The sequence below is a fragment of the Nonomuraea sp. NEAU-A123 genome (assembly GCF_018603905.1).
Classification (GTDB): domain Bacteria; phylum Actinomycetota; class Actinomycetes; order Streptosporangiales; family Streptosporangiaceae; genus Nonomuraea.
This window is the reverse complement of sequence record NZ_JAHFZZ010000004.1, coordinates 400,276-424,888: the sequence shown is the minus strand read 5'-3', so window position 1 is coordinate 424,888 and position 24,613 is coordinate 400,276. Positions and strand designations below refer to the sequence as shown.

Below are 24,613 nucleotides of genomic sequence, written 5' to 3'. Positions count from 1 at the left end.
GCGTTGCAGACTAGTGTTCGTTACAAAGCGGAAGGAGACGTTCGGATGGCAGACGACAAGCCCGACCTCGCCTGGCGGGTCATCGGCGGTCTGGTCGGATTGGTCACCGCCTGGGCGGCGCGCAAGATCCTCGGGTTCGTCTGGGTGAAGACCACCGGCAAGGAGCCGCCGATCGACACCGACTCACCCGAGGTCAGCATGGGCGAGGCGATCGGTTACGCCGTGGTGATGGGCGTCGGGATGTCCGTGGCGCAGATCGTGGTCAACCGGACCGCCAAGAAGCGTTATGAGGCGTGGAAGACGGTGAAGCAGGTGACTCCAGGGCAGTGAGAAACTCTCCGGCCCAGCGGTCCACGTCGTAGGTGGCGACCCGGCGGCGCATCGTCCGCATCCGCCGGGACAGCTCGTGCGGCGTGGCCCGCATCGCCGTCATCATCTGCCGCTTGACGTCCTCGACGTCATAGGGATTGACCAGGTACGACTGCCGCAGCTCGTCGGCCGCCCCGGCGAACTCACTGAGCACGAGCGCTCCCCGCAGGTCGTGGTGGCAGGCGACATACTCCTTGGCCACCAGGTTCATCCCGTCACGCAACGGCGTGACCACCATGACGTCGGCGGCCAGGTAGAGCGCGGCCAGCTCCTCCCGCCCGTATGACTGGTGGAAATACTGGATCGGCTGGAGGCCGAGCATCGCGTGCTCGCCGTTGATCCGGCCGACCTGCAGTTCGATGTCGTCGCGCAACCGGCGGTACTCCTCCACCCGTTCGCGCGAAGGCGTGGCGATCTGCACGAACACGGCCTCGTTGGGCTTCAGCCGCCCCTCCTTGAGCAACTCGCCGAACGCCTCCAGCCGTAGCCCGATGCCCTTGGTGTAGTCGAGCCGGTCCACCCCGAGCAGCACGTGCTCCGGATCGCCGAGCTCGGCCCTGATCTCCTTGGCGCGGGTCATGATGTGCGGCTCGCGCACCAGCCGGTCGAGCTCGCCGAAGTCCACCGAGATGGGGAACGCCTGCGTGGTCACGATCCGGTCGTCGAGGAAGATCTCATTCCCCTTGTACGGCAGGCCGAGCAGCCTGCGGCACAGCCGCCGGAAGTTCGAGGCGCCGCCGGGCAACTGGAAGCCCACCAGGTCGGCCCCGAGCAGCCCTTCGACCAGCTCCCTGCGCCACGGCAGCCGCCAGAACAGCTCGACCGGCGGGAACGGGATGTGCAGGAAGAAGCCGATGCGCAGGTCCGGCCGGAGCTTGCGCAGCATGGCGGGGACGAGCTGGAGCTGGTAGTCCTGCACCCAGACGAGCGCCCCCTCCTCGGCCGCCTCGGCCGCGGCCTCGGCGAAGCGCTGGTTGACGGCGCGGTAGGCGTCCCACATGCCGCGCTCGAACACCGGCGGCGCGACCACGTCGTGATAGAGCGGCCAGAGCGTGGCGTTGGAGAAGCCCTCGTAGTAGAGCTCCACCTCACTGGCCGAGAGCGGCACCGGGATCAGGCTCATGCCGTCCTGATCGAACGGCTCCAGGCGCTCGTCGGCGGCGCCGTGCCAGCCCAGCCAGGCGCCGTGGCGGCGCTGCATAACGGGAGCGATGGCGGTGACAAGCCCGCCTGGGCTCCTGCGCCATGAGGCCGTCCCGTCCGGCTCGACCGTTCGATCGACCGGCAACCGGTTCGCGACGATCATAAACGAGTTACGGCCACTCACCCAGGTCCTCCTAGACTCCATCCTTCGCGAGCCGCAAAACGCGGCACACGGCGGCGGCCACCCTTTCGGGCTTCGCGTGAGAGAGAACCGCGGCGACATGGGCGTCCGGCCTGACGATCCAGACCTCGCCCCGCTCCACGCCCAGCGTCTCTGCCAGGGCTCCGGAGCGGTCCAATGCCGCGAACTCCCGCACGGCGAGCGGCGCCGTAGTGACCTTGCCCAGGACCTGCACAAACAAACGTGAATCGCACATATCGCCCAATAGGACAAGGATTCCGGCTCGGCAAAATTCGCGCAGTCTGCCGCCGCCCGGAAGCGGGATGTCGGGCAGCGCCACCCCGGGAGCGGGCGCCGGACTCGCCCCCTTGGCCGGCCGCCCCGCGAACGGGCGCCTCGGGTCGGGCGTGGTGAGCGGCGAGTCGACGTACCAGTACGGCTCGGCGAACCGGCCGGAGTCGATCTCCTCGGGCACGCCCTTCTCCAGCGCCGCCCGCCGGCGCGCCCGCTCCGGCTCGTTCCTGGGCGCCAGGAAGCGCATGGTGGCGCCGGTCACCTCCAGGTTCTCCAGCGCGGCCGCGTGCCGCTCGATGTGGTAGGTCTCCAGCAGTTCTTCGGGGGCCCAGCCGTGGGCGACGAAGGCCAGCTTCCAGGCGGCGTTCTCGGCGTCGGGCACGCCGGAGTTGAGGCCACGGGCGCCGAAGGGGGCCACCAGGTGGGCGCAGTCACCGGCCAGCAGCACCCGGCCCGTCCGCATGCGGGAGGCGATGCGGGAGTGGAAGCGGTACGTGGTCCGCCAGAGCAGGTCGTAGTCCCGCTCGCCAATGATTTGCCTGATTCTTCGAGAAATATCGTCTTCTGTTGGGGTGTAGTCCGGCGGGACCTGCCAGTCGATGCGGAACGTCGATCCGGGGCAGGGGTGGATGAGCACCTGCCTGCCGGGGTTCCACTCGGGGTCGAAGTAGAAGCGCCTCTCGTGCTCCCAGCCGGGCAGGTCGGCCCTGATGTCGCAGATGAGGAACTGGTCGTCGAACGTCTCCCCGTCGAAGGTGACGCCCAGCGCCCGGCGGAGCGGCTCGGCCTTGGCGCCCGCGCAGGCCAGCACGTAGGGGGCGCGCAGCACCCGCTCCCCGCAGCGGACCGTGACACCCTCGGCGTCCTGGGTCAGGCCGGTGACCTCGTGGTCCCAGCGCACCTCGATGAGCGGCTGGGCGGCGATGGCGTCGTCCAGGATCTCCTCGGTGCGCGACTGCGAGATGTTGACGCACGGCGGCAGCGGGCCCTGGCCGCCGAACGTCCATGAGAACAGCTCGCGGCCCCGGTAGTAGGTGCGGGCGGTGGTCCAGGCCAGGCCTTCCTCGGCGATCCGGCCCGCGCCGACGGCCGACCAGATGTCGAGCACGTCCCGCTGCTGGCAGATGGACCTGGACCCCGTGGCGGCGCGGGCGGGACTCCGGTCGAGGACGAGCACGGGCAGTCCCCAGCGGGCCAGCAGCAGCGCCGCCGTCTGCCCGACGGGCCCGGCACCGATGACGATGACCCCGGCGATCGCGTCCCCGGCGCCGATCCCGGGGCCGGTGCCGGTCATGACTGGAGCTGTTCCCAGACCGCGCGGTCGCGTTCGGCCGTCCAGATGACCGGTCGTTCGACGCCGTCGAGCTCGTCCCACAGCCGGGAGACGTTGAACGGCAGGCAGTGCTCGAAGATGGGCCAGGCGCCGTAGCGGGGTTCGAGCGCCCGGTGGGTGTTGGCGAACGCCTCCTTGAGCGTGCCGCCGCCCTCGTGGGCCCGGCCGACCTCGCGGAGCATCACGGCCAGGAAGTCGCGGGTCTGCGCGATGGCCGCCTCGACGCCCTGCTTGCCACGGGCCACCGCTCCCCTGCCGCCCACCAGCGTCTCCGCGCCGAACGCGGCGACCCGGTCGAGCGTCGTGGTGGACCAGTCACGGTGGAAGGCGTCACCGGTGTAGAGGGCGGCCTGCGACTCGACCAGGTCGCCGGCGAACATGACGCGCCGCTCCGGCAGCCAGGCCACCAGGTCGCCCTCGGTGTGCCCGCGCCCGCAGTAGGCCAGCACCAGGTCGCCGCGCCCGCCGCCGAGTGCGATGGTGAACCGGTCGCTGAACGTCGCCGTGGGCCACGTCAGGCCGGGGATGGAGCCGGGCTCCTTGAACAGCCGGGGCATCCGGGCGTACTCGCTGGCCCAGTCCTCGGCACCGCGCTCGGCGATCAGTTCTCTGGTCTTGTCGTGCGTGACGATCACGTCGGCCCCGAACGCCGAGGCGCCCAGCACCCGTACCGCGTGATAGTGCGACAGAACGAGGTATCTGATCGGCTTGTCCGTGTGCTCGCGCAGCCGGGCGAGCCACTCGCGGGCGGCGACCGGGGTGGCCAGCGCCTCGAAGCAGACCAGGAAGTCCTCGCCCTCGATCGCGCCGACGTTCGGGTCGCCCTCGGCGGTGAGCGCGTAGACGCCCTCGGCCAGCACTTCCAGCGACTGCCGCTGCTCTCCGAGATCGGCGGACGAGGCGAACGGCTTGACCATGGTTTCCTCCCGTTCAGGCGTACCTCGGGGGGTTCCGTCCGTCTCTTGACAGGGATCGGGCCGGACGGTGAAGTGTTTACCGAACATTCGGTCAGTTGACAAGGGAGACTTGCGTTGGAGAGCGCGCGTCGCATGATGGACGCCGACACCGCCTCGGCGGCCCTGGGCATCGAGCTGGCGGAGCTGGGCGCCGGCCGGGCGGTGTGCCGCATGGAGGTCACCGATCGGATGATCAACGGGCACGCGCTGTGCCACGGCGGGTACGTCTTCCTGCTGGCCGACACCGCGTTCGCCTGCGCGTGCAACAGCCACGGGCCGGTGACGGTCGCGGCGGGCGCGGAGATCACCTTCGTGGCGCCGGCCCGCGCGGGCGACGTGCTGGTGGCCGAGGCCGCCGAGCGCACCCGCTACGGGCGCAGCGGCATCTACGACATCACGGTGAAGAAGGCCGACGGCGAGGTGGTCGCGGAGTTCCGCGGCCGCAGCAGGGAGATGCGATGAGACTCGGCGCCGCCCCTCGGCCCGCGGAGCTCGACCCGATCGAGCGGGTTTCGCGCGATGAGCTCATGGCGCTCCAGTTGGAGCGCCTCCAATGGACGCTCCACCACGCGTACCAAAATGTCCCGAAATATCGGCAGAAGTTTGATGAGCACGGCGTCCACCCCGCCGACTGCAAAGAGCTCGGCGACCTGGCGAAGTTCCCGTTCACCACGAAGCAGGACCTGCGCGACAGCTACCCGTTCGGCATGTTCGCCGTGCCACGGGAGCGGGTGGCGCGGGTGCACGCCTCCAGCGGCACCACCGGGCAGCCCACCGTGGTCGGCTACACGAAGAACGACCTCGACGTCTGGGCCGATGTCATGGCCCGCTCGATCCGCGCCGCGGGCGGCCGGCCCGGCGACATCGTGCACATCTCGTACGGCTACGGCCTGTTCACCGGCGGCCTGGGCGCCCACTACGGCGCCGAGCGGCTGGGCTGCACGGTGATACCGGTCTCCGGCGGCATGACGCCCCGCCAGGTGCGGCTCATCGCCGACTTCCGGCCGGACGTCATCATGGTCACGCCGTCGTACATGCTGGCGCTGCTCGACGAGTTCGACCGCCAGGGCCTGGACGCCCGCGCGTCCTCGCTGCGGATCGGCGTCTTCGGCGCCGAGCCGTGGACCGAGGAGATGCGCGCGGAGATCGAGGACCGCTTCGACCTGGACGCCGTCGACATCTACGGCCTGTCGGAGGTGATGGGCCCGGGCGTGGCCAACGAGTGCGTCGAGTCCAAGGACGGGCTGCACATCTGGGAGGACCACTTCTACCCCGAGACCGTCGACCCGTTCACCGGGGCCCCGGCCGAGACGGGCGAGCTGGTCTTCACCAGCCTCACCAAGGAGGCGCTGCCGATCATCCGCTACCGGACCCGCGACCTGACCCGGCTGCTGCCCGGCACCGCGCGGCCGGCCTTCCGGCGGATGGAGAAGGTGACGGGCCGCACCGACGACATGATCATCCTGCGCGGGGTGAACGTCTTCCCGACCCAGATCGAGGAGATCGTGCTGCGCGTGCCGGGACTGTCGCCGCACTTCCAGGTGCACCTCACCAGGCCGGGACGGCTCGACGTGATGACAGTCAAGGTCGAGGCCCGGCGGGGCCTTGAGGCGGGCACAGAGGCCCGCGCAGAGGCCGGGCAGGCGGTGCGCCGGGCCGTCAAGGACACGATCGGCGTGCAGGTCGAGGTCGAGGTGGTGGACCCGGAGACCCTGGAGCGCTCGGTGGGCAAACTCCGGCGACTGGTGGATAAGCGGGATACTTAGCCCTATGGCGACCAGTACCACCCGCCGGGGTAAACGCGGACATGATCCCGAGTCCGTGCTCTCCATCGCCGTGGGCGTGTTCAACGAGCGCGGCTACGACGGCACCAGCATGGAGGACCTGGCCAGGGCGCTCGGCGTCACCAAGTCGGCGATCTACTACCACGTGCCGGGCAAGGAGCAGTTGCTGGCGCGGGCGCTGGACCGGGCGCTCGGCGGCCTGTTCGCGATGATCGCCGACGAGCGCGCCACCTCGGGCCCGGCGATCGCCCGCCTGGAATGGGTGGTCCGCCAGAGCGTCCGCATCCTCGTCGACCACCTGCCGTACGTGACGCTGCTGCTGCGCGTGCGGGGCAACAGCGCGACCGAGCAGGCGGCGCTGGAGCGGCGGCGCGAGATCGACAGGTTCGTCAGCCACCTGGTCAAGGAGGCGGCGGCGGACGGCGGCATCCGGCCCGACGTGGACCCGTCGCTGGTGACGCGGCTGCTGTTCGGCACCGTGAACTCGATCACCGAGTGGTACCGGCCGCCGCGCGGCGGCTCGGCCGACGACCTGGCCGACGCGCTGCTCAAGATGACGTTCGACGGGTTGCGGGTCTAACCTGGTCCAGCTCGGGCGACCGGTCACCGGGCGGCAGCTTGCCGCGCAGGTCCTCGCGGATGGCCTGGCCCAGCTTCTTGGTCGCCATCCGGTTGAGCGTGCCGCCGGCGACGGCGCCGGTGAGGAACGGGCCCAGCGTGGTCAGGTGCCGCCCGAGCGTGCGCAGGAGGCGGTTGCGTACGGCGGTCTTGGTGGCCGCGCCGAGGGCGAGTGAGACCGAGGCGGGGCTGAGGGGGTCGACGCCGCGCTGCTTGGCCCAGGCCGCGGCGAAGGCGGCCGCGCGCTGGGTGCCGGTGCCCTGGACGCGTACGCCGTAGACCTCGTGGAGCTCGGCCAGCAGCTTGACCTCGATGGCGGCCACCACGATGGTCTCGGCGACGAGCTGCGCGGGAGCGGAGAGCAGGAGCGGTGGTGCCGCGAACTCGGCCGCGGCGAGCGCTCCGCCGATGGCGCCGACCGTCATGGTCGCCTTTTGGGCGGTGCGCACCAGGTCGTCGGCGAGTTGCTCGCCGGTCAGGCCGTGATGATGCTCGGAAAGCGTGTGCAGGTCTCTGATGGGGATGCGGGGCGCGATGTTCATGAACACATCCGTCAGCCAGCGTCCGCGCCCGACTCCGGTCTCACGCGCCTTGTTCGCGCCAGAGGCCAGAGCACGGGCTAGACGGCCGAGCAGCCGACGCCGCTCGGCCGGCTCCAGCTCACCGGGGTCGGCGAGCCTGCCCACGAGCTCGCCGACCTCTTGGTCGGGGTCGGCGTTCTCGTTTCCTGGTTGCCGGTCCTTCTCAGGTGCGGCCACGCGGAGCCTCCTTCGTCAGGCGGCGCACTCCCGGCACACCTGCTGGCCGTTCTTCTCAGACGCCAGCTGGCTGCGGTGGTGCACCAGGAAGCAACGCGAGCAGGTGAACTCGTCAGCCTGGCGCGGGATCACGCGCAGGCTCAGCTCTTCGTTCGACAGGTCTGCACCGGGTAGTTCGAGCGACTCGGCCAGATCCGTCTCATCGATGTCGATGCTGCCCGACGACTTGTCGGTGCGCCGCGCCTGGAGCTCCTGGAGGCTGTCTTCCCCCAGGTCGTCGTCCGTCTTGCGCGGGCTGTCGTAATCGGTAGCCATTGTGCTTGCTCCATCCCCCTCATCTATAAGTCTTCGCGCTCATCGCGCGTCTTCTAACGTCCAGGAGCCTCATCTTGTGCCCGTTCTGCCGGGGGAATTTTTGCATCGGTACCCAGCAGGAAGGAACGACGAACCTCCCAACACGTCAGGGCCTGCTGCCATCGGCAATGGTTAGCCAAATATGGCCAAACCCACAGCCTTGGCGGCATGCTCCACCGTGTTCGACGGCACATCCAACCACATGTGCGGCGAGAACGAGACGCCCGCCGTGGTGCAACACGCCGGATCAGCGGCTCGGCAGCCGAATGGTCACCACAAGTCCTCCGCCCTCCCGAGGCACGGCGGTCACATTTCCACCGTGAGCCTGCACAACAGCACGAACGATGGACAGCCCCAGACCTGATCCCTTCGCCGAATCCACACGGTCCGCGTGGAGCCTCCTGAAGGGCTCGAACAGGGTGTTCACCTCGTACGCCGGGACGTGCTGCCCCGTGTTGGCCACCTGAACAACCAGTGCCCCGTCCACCATTCCCGTTCGGATCCATACTTTTCCGTTTTCCGGAATGTTGTACTTGACGGCGTTCTCGAGCAGGTTGCTCACGGAGCGCTCCAAGAGCACCGGATCGCCTATGGTAGGCGCGCTGACCAGTTCGGTGGTGATGGTTACAGAGTTATCTTCGGCGAATGGAGTCACCTGCTCAACGGCCGTCTGGGCGACCTCCTGGACGTCCACCGGCTTGCGTACCGCCAGCTCGCGTTCGCTCCTGGCGAGCAGCAGCAGACCCTCGATGAGCTTCTCGTTGCGCGCGTTGACTTCGAGCAGGGTACGCCCGAGCGCTTTGAGATCTTGCGACGCCTCGGGATCGGACAGCGCGATCTCCAGGACCGTCCTGTTGATGGTCAGCGGGGTCCGCAACTCGTGCGAGGCATTGGCGACGAACCTGCGCTGGGTGTCGAATGCGAGATTGAGCCGGGTGAGCATGGCGTCGAAGGTGTCGGCCAGCTCCTTCAGCTCGTCGTCCGGGCCCTCCAGGTCGATGCGCTGATGGGCCAGAGTGCTCTCGGAGAGCTTCTTGGCCGTGGCCGTCATCTGGCTCACCGGCCGCATCGCCCGGTCGGCGACGAAGTAGCCGAGCATCACCGCGAGGATGCCGACGCCGGCCAGAGCCATGAAGGAGCTCTGCAGCAGCGCGTCGCGGGCGCTGGTGACGGTCTGGTCCCTGGCGGCGTACCAGCGCGCCTGCATGATGGCCGCGTTGATGGCGTCGATGTTGCTGGTGTCGAGCTGCAGCCACGTGGAGGTGATCGCCGTGCCGACGATGGCGTAGATCGAGAAGAGCAACCCCACCGCGGCCACGAAGAACAGCGCGCTGTAGGTGAGGGTGAGCCGCCACCGGATGCTCACCCTGCCCGGCAGCCCCTTGACCAGCTCCATCGTGGTCCGTTGCGGCCGGGCGTACGACGGGGGCGGCGGGCCGTCCCAGACGGGCGGCCCGCTCGGCGGCGGGACCCGCTGCATCTGCTTGCTCCTCGACACGGCCCGCTCGGAATGGGGGCTGATCATCGGGTGCGTCGGCATAGCCTCGCGCTCCGGCCGTTCTGTCACAACTTGTATCCCACTCCGGGCACCGTCTCGATCACCTGCGGATCCCCAAGCTTCTTGCGCAGCGTCATCATCGTCACGCGCACCACGTTGGTGAACGGGTCGATGTTCTCGTCCCACGCCTTGTCCAGCAGGTCCTCCTGGCTGACGACGGCGCCCTCCGCCCGCATCAGCTCTTCCAGGACCGCGAACTCCTTCTTCGTGAGGACGATCTCCTTGCCCTCACGCTCGACCAGCCGCTTGCCCGGGTCCAGCCGGACCCCGCCCCGCTCCAGAACGGGCGGCAGCGCGGGCGCGGACCGGCGGCCGAGCGCGCGCACCCGGGCGACCAGCTCGACGAAGACGAACGGCTTGGCCAGGTAGTCGTCGGCCCCCAGGCCGAGCCCCTCCACCTTGTCGTCGACGTCGCCGGAGGCGGTCAGCATCAGGATGCGCGAGGCCGTACGCTGCTCCACCAGACGGCGGCAGACCTCGTCCCCGTGCACGACCGGCAGGTCGCGATCCAGGACGATCACGTCGTAGTCGATGTAGGAGGTGCGCTCCAGCGCGCCACCGCCGTCATAGGCCACGTCCACCGCCATGGCTTCGCGCCGCAGACCGGTCGCGATCGCGTCGGCGAGCACTCGCTCGTCCTCTACAACCAGCACTCGCACGACTGGCACCTCTCTCCGGATCCGCTGCTTCATTCTGCCCACACCTGCGATAAGCGCACGGTAAGGCATGTGCGACAGGTGTGCTGCAAGGCGCAGCCAAATTCATGTTTTGGTATGCGATAGGCCGGGGTATGCCTGCTGAACACCCATCGCCGTGTGCCTGATCGGGTTCCACGCGCGCGGTGGGCGCTCTTCGCCCCGCAACCCCTGAAGAGAGTAGGTGAGATGGGCGAGTTCACGACCACGATCGAAAGCCGCCTCGACCAGGCTTACAAGGGCCTTCGGGAGGCCCGGTGCGCCGGGGACGACTACCTCGCCGACACCCTCACCGCCGAGATCGAGGACCTGCGCCGCCTGGCGGATGACAATGGTGTCCCGTTGCCTCATTGATCGGTGTCTCGCGTGACGGAACGGCCGGAGCCCTGGAGAGGGGCTCCGGCCGTTTTCGCGCTGTCACGTCACCTCACGGCGTCAGGCGTCGCGTTGCGGATCCAGCGGTACGAGCAGGTCGTGCAGCTCCTCGAACAGCCCCTGCGCCGCGCAGAGCACGAAGTCGTTGCCGTACGGCCTGCCGTTCAGCCCGCCGATCCTGGCCCCCGCCTCGGTCGCGACCAGCCCGGCCGCGGCGAAGTCCCAGTAGTTGGTGCCCCGCTCGTAGTAGGCGTCCACCCGGCCCGAGGCCACCGAACAGAGGTCGACGGCGCACGAGCCGCCCCGCCTGATGTCGCGTACCCGCGGCAGCACCGACGCCAGCACCTGGGCCTGCACGGCCCGGCGTTCGCGCAGGTAACCGAAGCCGGTCGCGACCAGCGCCTGCGACAGCGGCACGCCGGTGTTGCAGCGCAGCCGCTCGCCGCCGAGCCAGGCGCCGCCACCGAGCGAGGCGGTGAACACCTCGCCGCGCGGCACCACGTTCACCACGCCCGCGACGATCTCGCCGTCCACCTCGACGGCGATCGACACCGCCCACTCGGGCAGGCCGTACAGGAAGTTGACCGTGCCGTCGATCGGGTCGACGATCCAGCGCACGCCGGAGTCGCCGGCCGCCTCGCCGCCCTCCTCCCCCAGCACGCTGTCACCGGGCCTGGCCTCCAGCACGCGGGCGCGGATGAGCCGCTCCGAGGCCGTGTCCAGGGCGGTGACCACGTCGGTGGGGCTGGACTTGGTCTCGACGACCTCCGACATCGTGGGCCGCTTGGCGAGCAGCATGTCGCCCGCCTCGCGGGCGATGTCCTCGGCCAGTTCGAGCAGCGCCTGTGGATCGTTCATCACGCCACCGAGTCCGGGCGCTTCCACTCCTGGCCGAGCACGTGCTGGGCGAGGAAGGCCAGCACGGTCTCGTACCAGGCGACGGCGTTGCCGGGCTTGAGTATCCAGTGGTTCTCGTCGGGGAAGTACAGGAACTTCGACTCGACGTCGCTGCGCTGCAGGTCCCACCAGAGACGCAGTGCCTCGCCGATCGGCACCCGGTAGTCCTTGTCGCCGTGGATGACGAGCATCGGGGTGGTGATGTCGCCGAGCCCGTGGTGCGGGGAGAGCTTGGTGTAGCGCTCGGAGCCGGGCTCGCCGAACTCGCGCTGCCAGTACATGGCCGCGTCGGTGGTGCCGGCGAACTGGTCGAGGTTCCACAGGGCGGCGTGGGTGACGAGGGCCTTGTAGCGGTCGCTGTGGCCGGCGATCCAGTTGGCCATGTAGCCGCCGTAGGAGCCGCCCATCGCGCCGATCCGCTCGCCGTCGATGTCGTCCCTGGCCACGGCCACGTCCACGATCGCGTCGAGATCGGCGAGCGTGCGCGGGCCCCAGTCGCCCCAGCCTCGGTCGATCATCTCCTGACCATAGCCGGTGGACAGGCACGGGTCGGGCAGCAGAACGGCGTAGCCGTGCTGGGCCATGATCCAGGACTGCCAGCGCCACTGCCAGTCGTTCCACGAGGCGACGGGGCCGCCGTGGATCCAGAGCAGGAACGGCGCCGGGTTGGCGGCCGAGGCGCCCTCGGGCAGTACGAGCCAGCCGCGGATCGTGGTGCCGTCGTCGGCGGTCGCGGAGATCTCGGTCAGCGTGCCGGGCACCTCGGGGCGCGGGGCGGGCGAGGGCAGGTCGGTGATCTCGCCGGTGGCGGTGTCGATCCTGGCCGGGCCGGGGGCGCGGTCGACGGCGCTGTGCAGCGCGTAGACGAACCGGCCGTCGGCTGAGGGGTTGAGCCCGAGATAGGCGGCGTCGTCCTGGGTCAGCCGGGCGACCTCCCCGTCCAGCGGCACGCGGAAGATCGGGCGGCGGCCCTGGTGGTCGGCCACGAGGTAGACGGCCGACGAGTCGGGCGCCCACTCGACGTCCATCGGGAACAGGTCGGGCGCGTAACCGCGGGCCTCGCCGGTGGCCAGGTCGCCGATCCACAGCTCGTTGCGGACGGGGACGTCGATGCCGCCCAGGCGCTCACGGACGCAGGCGACGCGGGTGCCGTCGGGCGAGATCGCCAGCGGGCCGCCGAAGTCGTGGCCCTCGTCGGTGAAGAGCGTGCGCCGCTCGCCGGTGGCCACGTCGATGGCGACCAGGTCGACCCGCAGCTCGCCGCCCGGCAGGAAGGTACGCCAGGTCGCGACCACGGTGGCGCCGTCAGGTGTGAGCGCGAAGGTGACGTCGCGCAGCGCCTCGCCCGGGTCGGGGGTCAGGTCGCGCACGTCCTCCAGCCGGTCGCCGCCGAGCTTCGCGGCGAACAGCCGGGTACGGCCCGGGCCGAGGTCGTGGTCCCAATAGCGGACCGGGTAGCTCTCGTGCAGGATCGCGCTGATGCCGGCGTCCTTGCGCGCCTTGCGGCGCTCCTCCTCGGCCGCCTCCTCCCCGGTGAGCACGTCGGAGGCGAACACCACCACATCGCCGACCGTACGGAAGGCGCCGATGCCACCGGGACGGGCGGCCACCTGCCGGGCCTCGCCGCCTGAGCGGGGCAGCAGCCACAGCGCGGGCACCTCGTCGGTGGCGTCCTTGACGGTCGGGTCGGGACGGGCCGAGGTGAACAACACGTCGCCCGCGTCGGTGAACTCCGCCGCGCTCTCACCCTTGGCCGAGCGGGTCAGCCGGTACGGCTCGCCGTCGACTGGGATCGCCCAGAGCGCGGTGCCGTACGACTTGCCGTCGGGGTTGAGGGACTGGACCGCGGAGATCAACCGGGAACCGTCGGGCGAGAGCTTCAGCGAGAGAACCCGGGGGATGGCAACGTAATCACGAATATCGTCGAATGCGCTCACTCCATCGAACCTACCTGCTTATTGCCTCACTCCGTGAGGCTGGCTCGGTCGCCCAATGCCGCCGCCTTCCCCCGTCGCTCTGGTCGCTACGCTCCGTGCCTATTTGCCTCACTCCGTGAGGCGGGCTCGGTCGCCAAACGCCGCCGCCTTCCCCCGTCGCTCTGGTCGCTACGCTCCGTGCCTATTTGCCTCACTCCGTGAGGCGGGCTCGGTCGCCAAACGCCGCCGTCTTCCCCCGTCGCTCTGGTCGCTACGCTCCCGGCGCTCCTCCTCCAGACGACGGCACTCCCTCGCCGGCTCCTCCTCCAGACGACGGCACTCCCTCGCCGGCTCCTCCTCCAGACGACGGCGCTCCCTCGCCGGGGCCGCAGACGCCGGCACCCGCACGCGGGAATAGGGTTGGTCACGTGGGGACTTACGACGCTCTGCTGGTGCTGTCGTTCGGGGGGCCCGAGGGGCCTGATGACGTGCTGCCGTTCCTGGAGAATGTGGTGCGCGGCCGGGGGGTGCCGCGTGAGCGGTTGCTGCAGGTGGCCGAGCACTACCAGGGGTTCGGCGGGGTCAGCCCGATCAACGGCCAGAACCGCGAGCTCATCGAGGCGCTGCGTCCCGTGGTCGGTGTGCCCGTCTACTGGGGCAACCGCAACTGGCACCCGTTCGGCGAGGAGACCGTCCTGCGGATGAAGGACGACGGGGTCCGCAAGGCGGCGGTGTTCGCCACCTCGGCCTTCGCCGGCTACTCCAGTTGCCGCCAGTACTACGAGGACATCGCCAGGATCTCCGTCAAGGGCGGTCCCGAGCTGGTCAAGATGCGGCACTTCGGGGAGCATCCGGGGTTCGTGGCCGCGATGGCCGACCACGTCCGGCAGGCGCTCGACCGGCTCGGCCGCGACGACGCCCGGCTGGTGTTCACCGCGCACAGCGTCCCGGTCTCGATGGCGCGCACCGCGGGGCCGTACGGCGGCCTCTACGAGGCGCAGTTGCGCAGGAGCGCCGAGCTGGTCAACGCGGCGCTGGGCCGCACCCAGCCGTGGGACCTGGTGTGGCAGTCGCGCAGCGGGCCGCCCGAGGTGCCGTGGCTGGAGCCCGACGTCTGCGACCACCTGCGCAAGACCGACGCCCGGTCGGTCGTGCTGGTGCCGATCGGGTTCGTCTCCGACCACATGGAGGTCGTCTACGACCTCGACACCGAGGCCAGGCAGGTCGCCACTGAGCTGGGCCTGCCCATGGAGCGGGCCGCGACGGCGGGCGTCCATCCGGCCTTCGTCCGCATGGTCCGCGAGCTGATGGACGAGCCCGAGCCGCAGCCCTGCGCGCTCACCTGCTGCCCGCCGCCCCGGCGGCGTCAGGTGTAGGCGCGGGCGTACGCCTCGGCGATGCCCATCACCTTGTTCACGTAGTCCCACGAGTGGTTGTAGAACCAGATCGACTTGCGTAGCTTCTGGCCGCCCTGGCCGGCGCCGTTGGCGCACAGGTACTTGGCCGCCGCGGGCACCGCGTCGTACGGGCTCCAGATGTCGGCCTTGCCGTCGCCGTCGCCGTCCACCCCGTAGTGCTTCCAGGTGGCGGGCATGAACTGCATCGGGCCGAGCGCGCCCGCGCTCGACGGGCCGTTGTTGCGGCCATGGCTGCTCTCCACCTGGCCGATCGCCGCCAGCACCGTCCAGGACAGGCCGGGGCAGTGGGTGGCCGAGGCTTTGTAGAGGTCGAGGTAGCTGCTCGGCCGCCCGACGTTGACCTGCTGCTGCGGCTTGGCGGTCTGCTTCGGCTGCGCCTTGGGGCGCGCGCCCAGCGTCACGACCTGGGCGCCCTTGCCGAGCAGCTTGCGTACGCCCGGCTCGCTGATGGCGGACTTGCCGTGCAGCAGCACCGCGACGCCCGGCGCCAGGCCGAGCGCCTTGCCCATGTCGGCGCCCACCAGGCCGTCGATCCCCGTCAGGCCGAGCGTGGCCGAGGCCGCGACGCGCAGCCGGGGGCCGCCGTCCACCTGGTACTCGGCGCCCAGGATCATGCCGAGCCTGCGTACCGTCGAGGTGTCGGCGACCAACTCGCCCCTGGACAGCGCGCTCCACACGGCGGGCTGGTCGGCGACGGCCTTGGGCGTCCAGGAGCGGAAGTCGGCCGGGTCGACGGCGAGCAGGTTCAGGCCGGTGCCGGACACCTTGACGGAGCCCGCGTCGACGACGGCCACCTTCTGCACGTGCTTGAGCTTCGACAGGGCGAAGCGGGTGGGCTTGGGCACCTCGGCGCGGGCGATCGCGAGGACGCGGGGCGGGGTCGGGGTGACGCTGGGTCCGCCCTCGCCGAAGTCCTTCACCGGCTCGGCCGTGGGCACGATCTTGTCCAGACCGGCGGTCTGCTGCAGCGTCTTCTGGGCTGGTTTCTGCGCCTTCCGTACCGGCTGCTGGTCGGCCGTACTGGCGAAAAGGTCGTCCCGCGTGGACAGTGCCACTCCCACGGCCACGACCGAGACGGCCACGACCGCGGCAATCACCATCAGAACGGCACGGAAGGAGGGAAGACCGGACACCCGGCACACGTTAGCCGAGTTGCCGGAAAAATCACTTGCTGTCCGGTCAGCGCGTGCGTAAAGGTTGGGACGCACTTAGGGAGGGGAACGGACGTGGTCGGGCCTTACCGGGGGTTGTTCAACGGGCCCGGCGTCAAAGGATTCGTGCTGGCCGGCTTCATCGGCCGGATGCCGATGTCCATGCTCGGCATCGGCATCGTCCTGCTCATCTCCGGCCTCACCGAGTCCTACGCGACCGCGGGCGCCGTCGCGGCCACCACCAACGTCTCCTTCGCGGTGGCCGGCCCCTTGACCGCGCGGCTGGTCGACAGGTTCGGGCAGGCCCGGGTGATCGTGCCCTTCTCGATCGTGAACGGGCTCTCGCTGGCCGCGCTCATGCTGTCCGCCGGTTTCGGGCTGCCCGAGTGGACCCTGTACGCCGCCGGGCTGTCGGTCGGCGCGACCTCCCTGTCCCTGGGCGGGATGGTGCGGGCACGCTGGTCGACCCTGCACGCCGGCTCGGCCAAGCTGCACACGGCGTTCGCGTTCGAGTCCGTCGCCGATGAAATGATCTTCGTTGCCGGGCCGGCGCTGGTCACCGTGCTGGCCACCGCGGTCAACCCGTACACGGGGCTGCTCGTGGCGCTGGTCTGCATGCTCGGCGGATCCCTCGCGCTCGCGGCGCAGCGGCGCACCCAGCCGCCGGTGCGGGCGGGTGAGAGCGGCGGCGGGATGGCCATCCTGATCCCGGGGATCGCCCTGCTGTCCTGTGTCTACCTGGCGCTGGGGGCGGTGTTCGGGTCGATCGACCTGATCACGGTGGCCTTCGCCGAGGAGCACGGGGTCAAGGGCGCCGCCGGGTTCCTGCTGGCCGCCATCGCGAGCGGGTCGATGGTGTCGGGGCTCTGGTTCGGCTCGCGGCACTGGCGGCTCTCGCTGCGCCGCCGGTTCGTGCGGGCGCTCGGACTGCTCGTGGTGGGACTGCTGCCGATCATGTTCATCGGCGACGCGCGGTTCATGGCCTTCGGCCTCTTCCTGGCCGGGCTGTCGATCTCGCCGACGCTCATCACCGGCTTCTCGCTCACCGAGCGGCTCGTGCCGTCCGCGGTGCTCACCGAGGGGCTGGCGTGGATCTCCACCTCGATCGGGTTCGGGGTGGCGATCGGAGCCTGGGCCGGCGGGCGGCTCACGGAGACGTTCGGGGCGTCCAACGCGTACGGCTTCACGCTCGCCGCCGCGGCGGTCGCGGTCGTCGTGGGCATAGGAGGTTCGGGTTTGCTGAGACTTCCCGAGGCACCTTCACCGGCCGGGAACTGATCCGCTACCGTCGGGACAACCCTCGCAACACCCTTCACACACGAAAGCTTTGGCATGTCCCGACAAATCACTTCACTTCTTGCTATCGCGGCTGTTGTCGTCACTCTGACACCAACAGCGGCATCCGCCGCCCCCACCCCGAAAGCGCCCGCCCGCTCCGCTCCCGTCGCCCAGGCCAAGGCGACGGCAGTGGACTGCGCGCAGCTCAAGTGCATCGCCCTGACCTTCGACGACGGCCCGGGCAAGTACGCGGGAACGCTCCTCGACACGCTGAAGAAGTACAACGCCAAGGCGACGTTCTTCCTCGAAGGCCAGTACGTGAAGAGCCGCCCCGCCTTCGTCAAGCGCATGGCCAAGGAGGGCCACGAGCTCGGCAACCACAGCTACTCGCACCCGAACTTCACCACCATCGAGCCGGACGCCGTCAAGAACGAGATCCAGAAGACCCAGGACGCCGTCAAGAAGGCCGCGGGCGTCGAGCCCAAACTGCTGCGCCCGCCGTACGGCATGCTGGACGTGCAGACCTCGGAGATCGCGGCCGGGTTCGGCATGCCGATGATCCTGTGGACCGCCGGCTCGCGCGACTGGGCGACCAAGAACTCCGCGGAGATCAAGAAGCAGACGCTGGCCGTGGCCAAGCGCGACGGCATCATCCTCATGCACGACTGGGTGAAGCAGACCGTCGACGTGATGCCCTCGCTCGTCAAGCTGCTGCAGAGCCGCGGCTACACGCTGGTGAAGGTCTCCGACGTCATCAAGTCGCAGAACCTGCAGCCCGGCGACGCCTTCCCGCTTCCTGAAGGCTGGGAGAACTGAGTATCGTTCACGTTTAACGGAACAAAGCTCTAGCGCAAGGGCGGCCATGGCCTTCACGAACTGGGCCCGCAACCAGACGGCCGCGCCCGCCGAGGTGCGTACCCCGGCCTCGACCGAGGACGTCGTACGCGCCGTCAGGGCCGCCGCCGCCGGCGGCCGGCGCCTGCGCATGATCGGCACGGGCCACTCCTTCACCGGGGTGGCCCTCACCGACGGCATCATGCTCCGCCCGTCCGCGCTGACCGGCGTCACGTCCGTCACCGGCGACCGCGTCACCGTGCTCGCGGGCACGCCGGTACGGGTGCTGAACTCACTGCTCGCCGCGCGCGGGCTGGCGCTGGCCAACATGGGTGACATCACCGAGCAGACGGTCGCGGGCGCCATCCAGACCGGCACGCACGGCACGGGGCGCGACAGCGGCGGCCTGGCCGACCAGGTCGTGGCGCTGGAGCTGGTGCTCGCGGACGGCTCGGTGGTGACGGCCGGCCCCGGGGAGGACCTGTTCGACGCGGCCCGGGTGGGGCTGGGCGCGCTCGGGGTGCTGACCTCGGTGACGTTCCGGGTGGAGCCCGCCTTCCTGCTGCGCAACCGGCGGCGCAGGATGACGCTCAGCGGCATCCTCGACTCGCTGGACTCCCTGACCTCGGAGAACGAGCACCTCGACTTCTTCTGGCTGCCCCACACCGACGCGTGCCTGGTCAAGACCAACAACCGCGATCCCGGCCCGGCCCGGCCACCCGGCGCGGTCAAGTACTGGCTGGACAACGTGCTCCTGGAGAACACGCTGTTCGGCGCCGCCTGCGCCGTGGGGGCGCGATTTCCCGGGCTGATCCCGCGGATCAACGGCGTCAGCGCCGCCGCGCTCGGCGAGTCGGAGGCCGTGGACGCGTCGTACAAGATCTTCACCTCCCGGCGCGACGTGCGCTTCCTGGAGATGGAGTACGCGGTGCCGCGCGAGCACCTCGGCCAGGCGCTGCGGGAGACTCGGGAACTGGTGGAGCGGATGGGGTGGCGGATCACGTTCCCGGTGGAGGTGCGGGTCACACCGCCCGGCACCGCCTGGCTGTCCACGGCGTACGGCCGTCAGTCGGCGTACATCGCCTGTCACATGTACCGGCCCACGCCCAACCCCGCGTACTTCGCCGGGGTGGAGGAGATCATGACGCGGCTGGACGGGCGGCCGCACTGGGGCAAGCTGCACACCCGGGACGCGGCCTACCTCGAGAAGGTGTACCCGCGGTTCGCGGACTTCGTGGCGCTGCGGGATCGGCTGGATCCCGGACGGCTGTTCGGCAACGCCTACCTGGAGACGGTGCTGGGATAGGGGCCGCCCGTCACTGCGTCTCCTTGTTTTCCTGCACTGGTGGTGACTGCGGCGGGTCGGTCGGCACGGACGTCTCCTCGGTCAGGTCGCCGGGGTCCTGGGCCGTCGTGGTCGTGGACGGGGTGGACGGCTCCACCGTGTTCTTGGCCGTCTCCTTGCCCGTGTCGGTGGGCGCCGGCGTCGGGCTCTGGGACGTCCGGGTCGGCGAGGCGGTCGGCGTCGGCGATCCGGTCGGCGTGTCGCTGGGTGTCGCCGGGGCGCCGGAGAACGTCGTCCGAGGCTGGAGCGCGGGCTCCTCCGAACGCTTCTTCTCCTTGGCGGGCGCCTGCTCGCGTTCGGTCGCCGGCTTGGCGCCGGTGAGCTGGTCGTGCACGGTCGTCTGAGCGATCGTCTGGTAGGCCAGGATGCCGCCCATGCTCACCCCGAACACCAGCGCCGCGGCCACCCCCGTCTTCGCCCACGGCACGCGCCTCGGCGCCGGCACCTCGATCGGCGCCATGACCAGCGTGGACTCGCCCGGCCGTTGCTCATCTTCCCGCACCGTCGTGCGTACGGCCGTCGCCAGCTCGCCCTGACCCTCATGTCGCTCCGGTGGAGGCTGCTCCGAGCCGTACTCGCGCCAGGCGATCACCGTGTGCTGCTTGACCTTGTCGCCCGTGCGCTTCAGGTAGTGCGTGTAGACGGCGGTGGCGACCGTACTGGCCACGCTCATCAGCGCCGCGCCGATCACCGTTCCCCCCACGCCGAGGTAGGAGGCTGCGACCGCTGCTGTGACGGCCGCCAGGGCACTACCCGCGATCTGCGGCACGCTCAGCTCGAACTTCCGCTGCTCGCCGCTCATCCCCTCGGTTCAGTCCTTTCTCGCATGTGTTCGGTAATTCGGTAAAGAGCTTTCTCGTGAATAGACGCGAGCGCGTGTCCTGTTGTTCCTGTGACTTGTGTGACAGACACCCTCGTCGCTCGTGTCCCGACGAATCGGCCTGCTCTCCCTGTACCTCGCCGCGGCCGTGGCGACGGCCGTGACCACCGCGATTCCCCTCGCCATGCCGCCCGCCGCCGGCCTCACCTTCCGGCCGCCGATCATCGAGCCTACGCGCCCGTACATCGTCACCGCCCGTAACCGGGCCGCGGCCCGTGACCTGGTCGGCGCGATGCGATGGCGGGTGCGCCGCTTCTACACCGCGGCCATCCCCGGCTTCGCCACCTGGGTGAACACGACCGAACTGGCGGAGCTACGCGCGGACCCGCGGGTCCTGGCGATCGAACCCGACCGCGAGATCCACCCTATGCCGATCACCGCGCCCGATCGCGCCTGGCTGATCACTGGGCCCGCCCACCAGATCCACTCCAGGTCGACTACCGGGCCCAACCGGGCCCGCGTCGCTCGCGGCACCGGGAGAGGCGTCACGGTCTACATCGTGGACAGCGGCGTCAACGGGCAGCCGGGAACCGCGACGGTCGGCCTCCGCAGGGCCGGCGGGTTCGGAGATCGGGCCTGGCGGGCCTTCGACGCCACCGGACGTGCCGGCGACGACTGCGGCGGCCACGGCACGCGGGTGGCGCGCGCCATAGCCGGCCGGTCACACGGCGTGGCGCCGCGGGCCCGGATCGCCTCGGTACGGGTGCTCGGCTGCGGCGGCTCCGGCAGCCTGTCGGACGTCCTGGCCGGCCTCGACTGGGTGCGCCGACACGCCCATGGCCCCGCCGTCGCCAATCTCTCGATCGACGGCGCCCGCTCCCGGGCCCTGCGGACCGCCATGGCCCGCCTGACGCGGTCCGGCGTCTTCGTCGTCGCGTCCGCCGACACCGGCGGGTGCCGGCTCTCCCCCACCGGCGAGACGTACTCCACCAGATCCCCATACCTGGCCGGAGCCGCCGCCCGCTACCTGGAGCTCCATCCGGACGCCAACCCATCCGTTCTCGCGTCTTGGCTGAAGTGCACGGCGACGCGAGACACTATTCGCCAGAATCCGTCAAGGGCTTCGCGTACGGGCAGACCCTGAGATGATGGAATCAACAAATGTGACCGGCGTCACATCGCCACTGGGCTATCCCATGAAGGCGATGTTCGGACATGCCGGGTACGGTGCTGGCAGGCAACCGGCACACGCGAGAGACTCAAGGGTCCGGGGGAAGAATGAGCAGCACGCTGACGAAGGGACTCGCATGCAGGAGCTCCGACTCGTCGCGGTAAGTGAGGACGGTACCTATCTCGTGCTGGCGACAGCAGGGCGAGGTACTCGGTTCACGCTTCCCGTGGACGACCGGCTCCGTGCTGCCGTCCGCGGCAACTTCTCCCGTCTCGGCCAGTACGAGATCGAAGTGGAGAGTCCGTTGCGCCCCAAGGAGATCCAGGCCCGCATTCGTGCCGGAGAAACGGCCGAGGAGATCGCCGCGACAGCGGGCATCCCGGTCGAACGTGTTCGCTGGTTCGAGGGCCCCGTGCTCCAGGAGCGCGAGTACGTGGCCCAACAGGCGCAGCGCGTGTCCGTACGCATGCCCGGAGAATCTTCAGCCGGCCCGACGCTCGGCGAGCTCGTCGCCGAGCGGCTGACCCGGCGCGGCGTGCCCACCGACGAGATCGACTGGGACTCCGCCAAGCGCGACGACGGCCTTTGGCGCGTCAAGCTCGGTTACGTTTGGAACGGTCACACCAGGCACGCGGAGTGGCTGTTCGACCCGCGCAGGCGGCACGTCACGCCGCACGACGACGAGTCGATGCGGCTCTCGGCCGCCGACTTCGACCCCAGCCCCGTGGTGGAGGACACCACGGTCACGCCGTTCACGCCGCGCGTGGCCAAGCTGCAGCCGGTGCCACCGCTCGCGTCGGACCCGCTGCCGTTCCCCGCGATGATCCGGCACGAGCCCGAGCCGCAGGAGCCGGCGGTCGGCTACCAGCCAAGGGGCACGGAGCCGTCCTACAGCCGTACCCCGTCCACCCCGTCCCGCGAGGCCCCCTTCACCCCCGCCCGCGAGGCCCCTTTCGACCGCGCCCCCACCGACCCTGCCGGCCCCGGCTACCGTACTGAGCCCCCCACCAGGGAGCCCGGCCACCGCTCAGACCCTCCCTCGAGGGACTACCGCTCGGAGCCGCCCACTGGGGAGCCCGGCTACCGCACCGACCCCGCGGCACGGGAGACCGGCTACCGCGCTGAGCCGTCCGCTCAGGAGACGGGGTACCGTACCCAGTCGCCTGCGCAGCAGACCGACCACCGTACCCAGTCGCCCGCACAGGAGACCGGCTACCGCACCGACTCGCCCGCACAGGGCACCGCTCGCCCCGGCGAGCCTCCGGCACGTCACGGCGAGCCTTCGCCCTGGCTCCCGGACTACGGCACTCCCCGCACTCCCGACCGCCCGACGGGCCGGGACGGCGAGGCCATCTACGCCCCGGCGACTCGTGATGTCGCGCCTGCGGGCAGCCGTGCCACCGTGCCTGTGGCCGAGGACTCTTTCACGCTGCCCCCGGCAACGGACGCGACCCCCGGGGATGGCCCGGCCTACGGCGCACCCGTCGTAGAGACGCCAACTGCCAACGCGCCCGCTGCGCAGGGCTCAGCCACCAGCACCCGCGCCGCACAGGGCCCGGCCACCAACGCGCCCGTCGCTGAGGACCCGGCTTCGAGCGCTCCTACGGCGGCTGACCGCGCTACAGAGCCGGCGAACTACGCGCCGCCTGCCCCTGCAACCCAGGCCCCGGCGCCTGACGCCGCTGCCACAACGACCCCGGCCATCGCAGAACCCGCCACGGCGACCGCCCGCGTCACGGACGCCACCGTTACGGACGCCACCGTCACGAAGGCTGCCGTCTCGGACGCCACCGCTACGGACGCTGCCGTTACGGACGCCACCGTCACGAAGGCTGCCGTCTCGGACACCGCCGCAACGGACGCCGCCGTCACGGACACTGCCGTCTCAGACGCTTCCGTTACGAACGTCTCGGACGCTGCCGTTACGGACACTTCTGTCACGAAGGCTGCCGTCACGGACGCCACCGTCGCGAAGGCTGCCGTCTCAGATGCCACCGCTACGGACGCCGTTGTCGCAGACTCGGCGCCCGCACCCACCGCGCAGACCCCTGCGCAGTCGGCGCCCGCCACGGATGCGTCCTCGGCTGCGGATTCGCCGTCTGCCGTGCCCACAGTGGCACGCACCGACGCCCCGGCAGCGGAGACCACACGCCCTTCCGAGACTCCGGAGCCCACTACCGTCCTGGAGCCGACCACACCTCCCCCGGCCGAGTCGCAGCCCGCCACGGGGGTCACGGCCGAGTCGCAGGCGACCAGTGCGGCCCCCGAGACGCCGCCCAACAGCACTCTCACCGAGTCGAAGGGCGTTGGGGCGGTCGCTGAGCCGCAGTCGGGCGGGGCCGTCATCGAGTCGCGGTCCGGCGACGCCGCTATCAAGTCGCAGTCCGATGGCGCCGCTACGGAGAGCACCGCCACGCCGCAAACGTCCCCGACCGCAGAAGGCAAGACCGAAGCCCCGGCGCAGGGAGCCGCTGGGCAGGAAGCCGCCACGGCGGTCGACACCCCAGCAAAGACGGACACCGTCACAACACCGCCCGCCCCCGAGGCGGTGACTGCGGCCGACACCAGCGCCCCCGCAACGGCAACCGACCAGGACGCCTCCAAGCAGCCCTCCAAGGCCGCGCCCGAGGCAACGTCTCAGTCGGCAACCGCGCCCACCGCAGCCGCGCCCACGGCGGCCGCGCCCACGGCGGCCGCGCCCAAGCCACAGCCAAAGCCCCAGCCCACGAAGCCCGAGCCCAAGGCCGACTCCGCGACACCCGCGCCCACCCCGGCACCGGCTCCCAAGGCCGAACCCGCGGCGGCCGAGCCAAAGGTCGAGCCAAAGGTTGCGGCCGCAGTGGCCGAGCCCAAGGCCGAGCCGAAGGCTGAGCCTGCGGCGGCCAAGGCTGAGCCGGCAGCGCCTGAGCCCGCCGTGCCCGCCGCGAGGACGAGCAAGGACGGCACCGCAAAGCCCGAACAGCCTGCGCCCAAGGAGGAGCCCCCGGTCCCGGTGCCCTCTCCCCCGCCTGCCCCCGCGGCTCGTCAGCCGCGCAAGGGTTCCAGGGGACGTCGCGCCTCGGTACCGACCTGGGACGAGATCATGTTCGGCGCCCGCCGCCAGGACTAACCGACCAGCCACCGACCACACCGCCGCCCGGCCCCGGCGTCGCCGTACCGGCGCCTGACCGCGCCGCTCCGCATTGACGGCTGGACACGCCTTCGCCGAACGACGCCGCGTACACCAACGCCGGGTGCCCGGACGCGTCATCGCACACGACCGACCACCCGCACACACCGCCCCAGCGCCGCCCGTACGCAACGCCCGGTGGCTCGTTGGTGGTCTCAAACCGGGCAGGGCCTTCACGGCCCGGTGGGCAGCCTCG

The 24,613-nt window shown here is 70.4% G+C and carries 22 protein-coding genes; 11 read left to right on the top strand and 11 right to left on the bottom strand.

The window, feature by feature from the left end; translation table 11 throughout:
* Positions 1 to 45 precede the first annotated feature (45 nt).
* A complete protein-coding gene (locus KLK06_RS14225) occupies positions 46 to 330 on the top strand; it encodes a DUF4235 domain-containing protein (protein WP_214635890.1) in 285 nt (94 codons plus the stop codon).
* Here the strand turns inward: KLK06_RS14225 and KLK06_RS14220 are convergent.
* From KLK06_RS14220 to KLK06_RS14210, 3 genes are read right to left on the bottom strand one after another with little or no spacing between them, the layout of a single operon-like run.
* Complete coding sequence (locus KLK06_RS14220; protein ID WP_308168241.1) at positions 263 to 1,696, bottom strand: trehalose-6-phosphate synthase; 1,434 nt, start codon at positions 1,694 to 1,696, stop codon at positions 263 to 265. The two genes, KLK06_RS14225 and KLK06_RS14220, sit on opposite strands and share 68 nt — an antisense overlap.
* A gap of 10 nt (positions 1,697 to 1,706) precedes the next feature.
* Positions 1,707 to 3,281 (bottom strand): FAD-dependent monooxygenase, encoded by a 1,575-nt coding sequence (locus KLK06_RS14215; protein WP_214635888.1) that lies wholly within the window; start codon positions 3,279 to 3,281, stop codon positions 1,707 to 1,709.
* Positions 3,278 to 4,237 (bottom strand): MBL fold metallo-hydrolase, encoded by a 960-nt coding sequence (locus tag KLK06_RS14210; protein WP_214635887.1) that lies wholly within the window; start codon positions 4,235 to 4,237, stop codon positions 3,278 to 3,280. Before KLK06_RS14210 ends, KLK06_RS14215 begins: the two co-directional genes overlap by 4 nt.
* Positions 4,238 to 4,369: 132 nt before the next feature.
* On the opposite strand from KLK06_RS14210, the gene paaI reads away from it, so the two are divergent.
* The 3 genes from paaI to KLK06_RS14195 are packed head-to-tail and all read left to right on the top strand — an operon-like array spanning position 4,370 to position 6,640.
* Positions 4,370 to 4,738 carry a hydroxyphenylacetyl-CoA thioesterase PaaI gene (paaI, locus tag KLK06_RS14205; RefSeq protein ID WP_214636175.1) on the top strand — a complete coding sequence of 123 codons (369 nt, stop codon included), beginning with the start codon at positions 4,370 to 4,372 and terminating at the stop codon, positions 4,736 to 4,738.
* On the top strand, positions 4,735 to 6,042 hold the full coding sequence (gene paaK / locus KLK06_RS14200) for a phenylacetate--CoA ligase PaaK (RefSeq protein WP_214635886.1): 1,308 nt from the start codon (positions 4,735 to 4,737) through the stop codon (positions 6,040 to 6,042). The genes paaI and paaK overlap by 4 nt, the downstream gene beginning before the upstream one ends.
* Positions 6,043 to 6,046: 4 nt before the next feature.
* Entirely contained in the window at positions 6,047 to 6,640 is a 594-nt protein-coding gene (locus KLK06_RS14195; RefSeq protein WP_214635885.1) for a TetR/AcrR family transcriptional regulator, read from the top strand.
* Here the strand turns inward: KLK06_RS14195 and KLK06_RS14190 are convergent.
* From KLK06_RS14190 to KLK06_RS14175, 4 genes are all read right to left on the bottom strand, one after another.
* On the bottom strand, positions 6,609 to 7,436 hold the full coding sequence (locus tag KLK06_RS14190) for a hypothetical protein (protein ID WP_308168240.1): 828 nt from the start codon (positions 7,434 to 7,436) through the stop codon (positions 6,609 to 6,611). The two genes, KLK06_RS14195 and KLK06_RS14190, sit on opposite strands and share 32 nt — an antisense overlap.
* A 15-nt stretch (positions 7,437 to 7,451) precedes the next feature.
* Positions 7,452 to 7,751: a DUF4193 domain-containing protein gene (locus KLK06_RS14185; RefSeq protein ID WP_020542847.1), complete on the bottom strand. Its 300-nt coding sequence runs from the start codon at positions 7,749 to 7,751 to the stop codon at positions 7,452 to 7,454.
* Between the two features lie 286 nt (positions 7,752 to 8,037).
* Entirely contained in the window at positions 8,038 to 9,270 is a 1,233-nt protein-coding gene (locus tag KLK06_RS14180) for a cell wall metabolism sensor histidine kinase WalK (protein ID WP_250905370.1), read from the bottom strand.
* Positions 9,271 to 9,353: 83 nt separating this feature from the next.
* Positions 9,354 to 10,007 (bottom strand): response regulator transcription factor, encoded by a 654-nt coding sequence (locus KLK06_RS14175; RefSeq protein WP_214635884.1) that lies wholly within the window; start codon positions 10,005 to 10,007, stop codon positions 9,354 to 9,356.
* Positions 10,008 to 10,232: 225 nt separating this feature from the next.
* Here KLK06_RS14175 and KLK06_RS14170 point away from each other — a divergent pair, with 225 nt between their 5' ends.
* Positions 10,233 to 10,397: a hypothetical protein gene (locus KLK06_RS14170; protein ID WP_214635883.1), complete on the top strand. Its 165-nt coding sequence runs from the start codon at positions 10,233 to 10,235 to the stop codon at positions 10,395 to 10,397.
* An 81-nt stretch (positions 10,398 to 10,478) separates the two neighbouring features.
* On the opposite strand, the gene KLK06_RS14165 is transcribed toward KLK06_RS14170, so the two are convergent.
* Positions 10,479 to 11,276 (bottom strand): inositol monophosphatase family protein, encoded by a 798-nt coding sequence (locus tag KLK06_RS14165; RefSeq protein ID WP_214635882.1) that lies wholly within the window; start codon positions 11,274 to 11,276, stop codon positions 10,479 to 10,481.
* Positions 11,276 to 13,252, bottom strand: a complete 1,977-nt coding sequence (locus KLK06_RS14160) for a S9 family peptidase (RefSeq protein WP_214635881.1) — start codon at positions 13,250 to 13,252, stop codon at positions 11,276 to 11,278. Before KLK06_RS14160 ends, KLK06_RS14165 begins: the two co-directional genes overlap by 1 nt.
* A 407-nt stretch (positions 13,253 to 13,659) precedes the next feature.
* Between KLK06_RS14160 and KLK06_RS14155 the strand changes: the two genes are divergently transcribed.
* Positions 13,660 to 14,607, top strand: coding sequence for a ferrochelatase (locus KLK06_RS14155; protein ID WP_214635880.1), 948 nt, complete (start codon positions 13,660 to 13,662; stop codon positions 14,605 to 14,607).
* Here KLK06_RS14155 and KLK06_RS14150 read toward each other — a convergent pair.
* On the bottom strand, positions 14,598 to 15,782 hold the full coding sequence (locus KLK06_RS14150; RefSeq protein WP_308168239.1) for a lytic transglycosylase domain-containing protein: 1,185 nt from the start codon (positions 15,780 to 15,782) through the stop codon (positions 14,598 to 14,600). The genes KLK06_RS14155 and KLK06_RS14150 overlap by 10 nt on opposite strands.
* A 93-nt stretch (positions 15,783 to 15,875) precedes the next feature.
* Between KLK06_RS14150 and KLK06_RS14145 the strand changes: the two genes are divergently transcribed.
* The 3 genes from KLK06_RS14145 (at position 15,876) to KLK06_RS14135 (ending at position 19,218) form a co-directional block, all read left to right on the top strand.
* On the top strand, positions 15,876 to 17,078 hold the full coding sequence (locus KLK06_RS14145) for an MFS transporter (protein ID WP_214635879.1): 1,203 nt from the start codon (positions 15,876 to 15,878) through the stop codon (positions 17,076 to 17,078).
* Positions 17,079 to 17,267: 189 nt separating this feature from the next.
* A complete protein-coding gene (locus KLK06_RS14140; protein ID WP_308168238.1) occupies positions 17,268 to 17,894 on the top strand; it encodes a polysaccharide deacetylase family protein in 627 nt (208 codons plus the stop codon).
* Positions 17,895 to 17,940: 46 nt separating this feature from the next.
* Positions 17,941 to 19,218: a D-arabinono-1,4-lactone oxidase gene (locus KLK06_RS14135; protein WP_214635877.1), complete on the top strand. Its 1,278-nt coding sequence runs from the start codon at positions 17,941 to 17,943 to the stop codon at positions 19,216 to 19,218.
* A gap of 10 nt (positions 19,219 to 19,228) precedes the next feature.
* Here the strand turns inward: KLK06_RS14135 and KLK06_RS14130 are convergent, their stop codons facing one another.
* Positions 19,229 to 20,059: a hypothetical protein gene (locus tag KLK06_RS14130; protein WP_214635876.1), complete on the bottom strand. Its 831-nt coding sequence runs from the start codon at positions 20,057 to 20,059 to the stop codon at positions 19,229 to 19,231.
* Between the two features lie 121 nt (positions 20,060 to 20,180).
* Between KLK06_RS14130 and KLK06_RS14125 the strand changes: the two genes are divergently transcribed.
* Entirely contained in the window at positions 20,181 to 21,221 is a 1,041-nt protein-coding gene (locus KLK06_RS14125) for a S8 family serine peptidase (protein ID WP_214635875.1), read from the top strand.
* Position 21,222: 1 nt separating this feature from the next.
* The gene (sepH, locus tag KLK06_RS14120; protein ID WP_308168237.1) at positions 21,223 to 24,357 is read left to right on the top strand and encodes a septation protein SepH; all 3,135 of its coding nucleotides are present in this window, start codon (positions 21,223 to 21,225) and stop codon (positions 24,355 to 24,357) included.
* The last annotated feature ends 256 nt before the right edge of the window (positions 24,358 to 24,613 follow it).

What these genes read in the sequence shown, in the direction of transcription:
- KLK06_RS14225 (WP_214635890.1), top strand. Translation starts at nt 46, where the DNA reads ATGGCAGACGACAAGCCCGACCTCGCCTGGCGGGTCATCGGCGGTCTG.
- KLK06_RS14215 (WP_214635888.1), bottom strand. Translation starts at nt 3,281, where the DNA reads ATGACCGGCACCGGCCCCGGGATCGGCGCCGGGGACGCGATCGCCGGG.
- KLK06_RS14210 (WP_214635887.1), bottom strand. Translation starts at nt 4,237, where the DNA reads ATGGTCAAGCCGTTCGCCTCGTCCGCCGATCTCGGAGAGCAGCGGCAG.
- paaI (WP_214636175.1), top strand. Translation starts at nt 4,370, where the DNA reads ATGATGGACGCCGACACCGCCTCGGCGGCCCTGGGCATCGAGCTGGCG.
- paaK (WP_214635886.1), top strand. Translation starts at nt 4,735, where the DNA reads ATGAGACTCGGCGCCGCCCCTCGGCCCGCGGAGCTCGACCCGATCGAG.
- KLK06_RS14195 (WP_214635885.1), top strand. Translation starts at nt 6,047, where the DNA reads ATGGCGACCAGTACCACCCGCCGGGGTAAACGCGGACATGATCCCGAG.
- KLK06_RS14185 (WP_020542847.1), bottom strand. Translation starts at nt 7,751, where the DNA reads ATGGCTACCGATTACGACAGCCCGCGCAAGACGGACGACGACCTGGGG.
- KLK06_RS14180 (WP_250905370.1), bottom strand. Translation starts at nt 9,270, where the DNA reads ATGCAGCGGGTCCCGCCGCCGAGCGGGCCGCCCGTCTGGGACGGCCCG.
- KLK06_RS14170 (WP_214635883.1), top strand. Translation starts at nt 10,233, where the DNA reads ATGGGCGAGTTCACGACCACGATCGAAAGCCGCCTCGACCAGGCTTAC.
- KLK06_RS14165 (WP_214635882.1), bottom strand. Translation starts at nt 11,276, where the DNA reads ATGAACGATCCACAGGCGCTGCTCGAACTGGCCGAGGACATCGCCCGC.
- KLK06_RS14135 (WP_214635877.1), top strand. Translation starts at nt 17,941, where the DNA reads ATGGCCTTCACGAACTGGGCCCGCAACCAGACGGCCGCGCCCGCCGAG.
- KLK06_RS14130 (WP_214635876.1), bottom strand. Translation starts at nt 20,059, where the DNA reads ATGAGCGGCGAGCAGCGGAAGTTCGAGCTGAGCGTGCCGCAGATCGCG.
- sepH (WP_308168237.1), top strand. Translation starts at nt 21,223, where the DNA reads ATGATGGAATCAACAAATGTGACCGGCGTCACATCGCCACTGGGCTAT.